At 32.7% G+C, this 5,484-nt stretch carries 5 protein-coding genes; 4 read left to right on the forward strand and 1 reads right to left on the reverse strand.

Annotation, left to right across the window (positions count from 1 at the left end; genetic code table 11):
- From AC5KOD_RS03165 to AC5KOD_RS03180, 4 genes are all read left to right on the forward strand, one after another.
- Positions 1–1,245: hypothetical protein (locus tag AC5KOD_RS03165; protein ID WP_496913086.1), on the forward strand; the 1,245-nt coding region annotated here is incomplete at its 5' end.
- A gap of 13 nt (positions 1,246–1,258) precedes the next feature.
- The gene (locus tag AC5KOD_RS03170; protein WP_496913087.1) at positions 1,259–1,660 is read left to right on the forward strand and encodes a hypothetical protein; all 402 of its coding nucleotides are present in this window, start codon (positions 1,259–1,261) and stop codon (positions 1,658–1,660) included.
- A gap of 729 nt (positions 1,661–2,389) precedes the next feature.
- A complete protein-coding gene (locus AC5KOD_RS03175) occupies positions 2,390–3,040 on the forward strand; it encodes a hypothetical protein (protein WP_496913088.1) in 651 nt (216 codons plus the stop codon).
- Positions 3,041–3,461: 421 nt separating this feature from the next.
- Positions 3,462–4,799: a serine hydrolase domain-containing protein gene (locus AC5KOD_RS03180; protein ID WP_496913089.1), complete on the forward strand. Its 1,338-nt coding sequence runs from the start codon at positions 3,462–3,464 to the stop codon at positions 4,797–4,799.
- A gap of 320 nt (positions 4,800–5,119) precedes the next feature.
- Here AC5KOD_RS03180 and AC5KOD_RS03185 read toward each other — a convergent pair whose 3' ends face one another.
- On the reverse strand, positions 5,120–5,362 hold the full coding sequence (locus AC5KOD_RS03185; protein WP_496913090.1) for a zinc ribbon domain-containing protein: 243 nt from the start codon (positions 5,360–5,362) through the stop codon (positions 5,120–5,122).
- Positions 5,363–5,484: the final 122 nt, after the last annotated feature.

Below are 5,484 nucleotides of genomic sequence, written 5' to 3' on the forward strand. Positions count from 1 at the left end.
TCTCAGAGTTATAAACCAATGAAAAACTTATCAGCAAACGAGTTTTTTCAATGGTTAAATTATTATTCAACTAGTAATTTTTTTATTGTGCGTGATCCAGAGTTTTATATCGCTAAAGATAGCAATAGTATTAAACCTTGGCACTTTTATGAAGCAGGTCGTACATCTGAAAAAGCTCAATTTTATTCTGTGTCCTTGTCTGAAATAACACGTTTAAATGTTGAACTACGGGGATCAACAAGTAAAAAGCTAACGGTCTATAATAAAGAGGAGCAAAAAGTATTTCAACAACATTATAACAGCAGTACTACTAACGTGACATTAGATCTACCCGCTGGAGAGTATTATGTGACGATGACAGGCATATCATCTGAGACAACATTCCAAATGACTCGAAGTCAGTTTAGAGATTATCAGCTTTTTGTAGATACTAATAAGGATCGAACCAATATCTATGTGGGGAATCAATTCAATCAGGCACTGACGAATATTTATGCGCCCTATCATCAATCAACAAGCCAACCAACAGCTGTTCAGGTAACCAACACCTTGGCGACTATTTGGAAACAGTCTAAAGGGAGGTATCCCGTATTAGATACTCTTTTCGGTACGAATTATCTGATGAGCACGCCTTACCTTTCACAGCCACCTCTAAGCAATTTAGGCTATACACCGTTAGGAAGTCAGTTATATACTAATCCTATTCAGTATATTGGTCAGGGGCATTTTTACTCTCAAAATCAAGTATTCACAATCATACAGGGACCACAACAACGAATAGCGATCATCGATGATTTACTATTTTGGCTAGCAGTTTCAGGTATGACCATTGCCTATTCCGCATATGTTGTTAATAATAACAATCTAACATTGACAATGCCTAGTTTTTTAGAGTCTGATGCAGGTAGTTGGGAAGACCTTGATGACTATGAAGACGAAATGAACAACGTCATGGCTAATCCTAACTATGAAAAATATAAAATTGATTGTTCTGAGATTGCAGAAGATTTATTCAAGGTTAACCCTAAAGGAACTGTTTATAATATTATTGCCGAAGACGGTGGTGTTTTTGAACTATTGGAATATGGAAAAATTGAAAAAGTAATCTATCATGTAGTGTTTTCGTATAATGGTTTCATTTATGATCCTCGTTATTCGCCTACACCAGTCTTCAAGGATACTTATTTCAGTGAACTACAAGCAATTAACTCTAAAAAAATACATATTTACACAATCAATTTATGAGGAGAATGAAATGATGAAAAAATCAGAAATGATTGCGCATTTATTGTTAGATACATTTAGTTTACGACAAGTAAGAGTGAGCATGTATATTGAAAATGAGCCATATTACAGAGAACCTGCTTTATATTTTCATTTGAAAACAGATGAGAACACCGAATCAGATTATCAATTAATAAAAGAAGCTATAGAATCATTTGAAGGGAATTTAAATTGGCACTTTGGGAAGGCATTTCCTTCCAAATTAAATTATGAAATTCTTCCCACAACTGTAAGAGAAATGGATAATAAATACCCGGATAAACTTTTCAAAAATACTGTATCCAGAGATCAATACGAACAAATCTGCGAGCTAGCAATCGCTGACATCCCTCTTTTATATCAACATATGAAAGAGTACTTTGAAGAACATAAATGATATTAATTTCTATTAGCCTAACTCACGCTTTTTACTCTGGATGGTGACTTCTTTTTAACAAGCAACACTGATCTAAGCCCTTTATATAGGGGATTACAACAATTGTTTAAAAGTGACATCCAAAGAAATCAATGAAAAAAGCGTGAGTTAGGGGAGTGTACATTGAATAAAAAATGTGTGAGAATAGAAATAAGCAATTAAATATTTGAGTAATACTTATAATAACATATTTATAACTAGTGATAAGTTAGAATAGGGAATCAGTCGACAGGCAGAAGGCTATTTCTAACAGACGAATATCAGCGTTAATTAGGCGTTTATCGTAATAATTGGCTAAAAGGCTGTGTCAACTGATTCAGGATATGGGCAATAAATTACTAATAAATTAAATAACAAGATTATAAAAAAGTGAAAAAGAATTAATTGTCTAATAAATAACAGGGTTATTAGAATCTAAAGGTGAAAAAAGTCATTCAGGCGACAGAGCTGAAAATATCATAAACAGGCATGTATTACTGTTAAATAGGTGTTTATATTCAATATTTGCTAAGGTGATATGTCGACTGATTCCAGACATGGTCAAAATAATAAGCAATAATTTAATAACGATAAATCATCTTAATCTATGTCGGTAATATATATGCTTTTGAAAAAGAAATGTAACTATGTATAGTTGTAGATAGCATTGTACAAGTTGAAGCTAGTTTTTTTAGTAGGAGAGAGATGGGCATGAAAATTAAGAAATACATGTTGAGTTTAGTAGTAGTAACTGTAGTGGTGTGTGCAACTAGTCTTGTTTTTGATAGAAAAGACAATCGAGCTGTGTACATTTCTTCAAACATGGAAGCTAACGAAGACGTTGAAGTGGCATTTAATGGTCAAAAATACATCGAGATTCCTAGAGCAAATGTATTCAGGGAGAATAAGAGATTAGGAAATGTGTATCATGACTATAGCCCTTGGCAATACTATGATATCTTTAACTTGCTAAGCGCTAAAGGAAAAATCTACAGTATAAAAGGAGAAGCTAAAAAAGAGTTTATAGTGGTTAAAAATAATGCCGTTATGGAAACTATCAAAACACTTTATGTTAATAAAAAAATTGACGTCCTTCCAATTTCATTTTTCAAAAACTTACCGTTAGAATACGAAGAAAAATATAGCCTAAACAACTTAACGTTTTATAAATATGATGAATTTAACAATACAACTGGAAAAAATAAGTTAGAAGTAGTTGAAGAAACTGACAGTATTAAAGTATCCACTATTAAAGGCGTCCCAAGGGAAGAGTGGATTGTTTTAGAGGATAAGAAACAAAATGAGACATTTATCTATTGTAGAGAGGCAGAATTTTTAACGGTTGTTCCAGTGTATTTTTAGATCAGTACCTGTCTTTAACAGATATCACTTAAGAATAACTCTCCCAAATAAAGAAGCGAGCCTTCAGATTTAATCTGAACACTCGCTTCTTTATTTTTTTGGCTACATTTAAAAATGTTCTTTCCAAGCGGGTAATTTTTTCATTGGCATACCACACGTGATTAATTCAGTATAAAGAAAAAGTAGCTGTGATTCTTACGTTATTAATTATAAAATTAGTGTACGACCTAATCACACACATTAATATCTTAAGACAACAAAATACTTCATAAATAGACAATTAATCCGAGGTATTTAAATAATAATAATCAACTGTTTCTTAGAAAACATTGAAAAATTAGATGGCGATTATGTTACAATTAAAAAGATAAAATTTGAACTAAATTTGGAAAATAGCTTATGGGGAAGAGGAAATAAAATAATGCGAAATAGAATAATAATGTCAGTGTTTCTATGCTTTTTCATTTTATGCTCGTTAACAATACCAGTTAATGGAAGTGAATTAAATAAAGAAAGTATTGCTAAAAATGCAAAAGAAATGGGTGTGCGTACGTACTCCATTACTACAATGAAAAATAATGTTTTAGAAACTGTAAGTTCTAATAACGAAGAAAATATAGTTTTTGAAGGTGGTTCTTTAGGAAAAACTATTACTGCTTATATCTGTATGAAACTCGCAGATGAGAAAAAGATTTTTTTAGATGATACGATAGAACAATATTTAGATGACGAATGGATTACGGATGATATACGCTTTGAAAAAATTACCATTCGTCAGTTACTGTCACATACTTCTGGATTTTCACCATCATTTGAAGTGAGCGTGGATAAAAAAATATACTATGAACCAGGTGAGTATTTTTCGTATTCTGGAGTAGGGTATATATATTTACAACAAATTATTGAACAAGTGACCGGAGAGTCATTAGAAGAAGTGGCTCGGCAATATGTTTTTGAGCCCTTAGGAATGACTAATAGTACATTTGCTCACTCATCTACTACTACACCGTTTGTTAGGTCTTCTTTTTTTGTAATATTTACTATATTGATCTGGTGTGCGATCTCTTTAGTTATTTTTTTTATTGGACAATTTGTGGGGCTTATTACTAATTTTCGATTTTATAAAAGAAAGACAGTATTTTATGTTAGTGTGATTATTGGATTTTTAATAGAATTATCTTTGCTAGCTATTATTTTACCGCGGATGTTTTTCCCAGCATTACTATATGGAATTATAGTGTTTCTTATACTATGGCTAACACGTAAAAAAAGCAAAGCTTTTTGGCTTGCACCGATATTTTTCGTCAGTATATCCGTACTTTTAGGGTTTCTATTGCCTGTATCACTGCCAATTGGACCGGAAATTGTAGCAAAGTCTCCTAATTCCGCCTATTCATTGAAAACAACTTCCCTAGATATGGCTATGTTTGCAAATGAATTATTACAGCTTTCTGAAAAGGAGGAACTTCCACAGAAAGAAATGTTTAATCCACAAATTCATATTGATGAAACAAATAGTTGGGGACTTGGTATCGCGATTGAAGAAATAGCTGGAAATACAACCTATTGGCATTCAGGGATTAATCCTGGGATGCAAAGTTTATTTGTAATTGACCCAGTTTCAAAAAGTACAGTAGTTATCATGACAAATAGTGATTCGGGCTTACTTTTTGCTCAAAAAACAACAAAAGAAATTTTAGGTATTGATGGTGTTTGGGAGATTGTCAGAGTGAACTTAAAAGAATTATCAAAATTATAAAGTAAGAATTCACATGCTAAAATCGCACAATTAAATTAGCTGTGAGGGTCGTTTATCCACTGAGTTTAAAGACAAAAAGGAACCCTTGATTTTCACCAAGGGTTAGGAGATTTTTTATTTACTTTGGAGGAGTAAATAATGAAAAAGTTTTGTTAGGGTTGTTTGTTGGTATAGGTATATAATAGCCTGTAACTATGAAATTGGTGTGAACATTGAGTAACGATAATTGGAATTATTTATTAAGAGAAATTATTCTCCAAATAAAGAAGCGAGCCTTCAGATTTAATCTGAACACTCGCTTCTTTATTTTTTACCACTATTTAAAAATGTTCTTTCCAAGCGGGTAATTTTTTCATTGAGTTTAGCGCAGCTTTTTCAGCGACGGACTCATCAATTCCCTGTGTGCTCATAATGAAGTTAGTCATACCTGACTTGGCTTCTTCGAAGGATCTCATCGTTCCATCTGGGCGTGCGCAGTGCACGCAATAATCCTTGCTAGTGTCCCCTGATGCAAAATCCTTTGTCTCTTCCATTGGCATACCACACGCGATACAAGTTGTCATAGTTATTCCTCCTCGTATAATAAGGTTATCAGATTTATTCTGATAGTTCCTTTTCATCCCCATAAGGGGTATGATTATTTCGTACAGATAGAGGTCGTAGTATTCCTCCTTGAAGTTTTGTC

This window comes from Vagococcus sp. WN80Y, from assembly GCF_059621045.1.

Excerpts from the sequence above, each read along its gene's own strand:
- AC5KOD_RS03170 (WP_496913087.1), top strand. The coding sequence starts at position 1,259 with ATGAAAAAATCAGAAATGATTGCGCATTTATTGTTAGATACATTTAGT.
- AC5KOD_RS03175 (WP_496913088.1), top strand. The coding sequence starts at position 2,390 with ATGAAAATTAAGAAATACATGTTGAGTTTAGTAGTAGTAACTGTAGTG.
- AC5KOD_RS03180 (WP_496913089.1), top strand. The coding sequence starts at position 3,462 with ATGCGAAATAGAATAATAATGTCAGTGTTTCTATGCTTTTTCATTTTA.
- AC5KOD_RS03185 (WP_496913090.1), bottom strand. The coding sequence starts at position 5,362 with ATGACAACTTGTATCGCGTGTGGTATGCCAATGGAAGAGACAAAGGAT.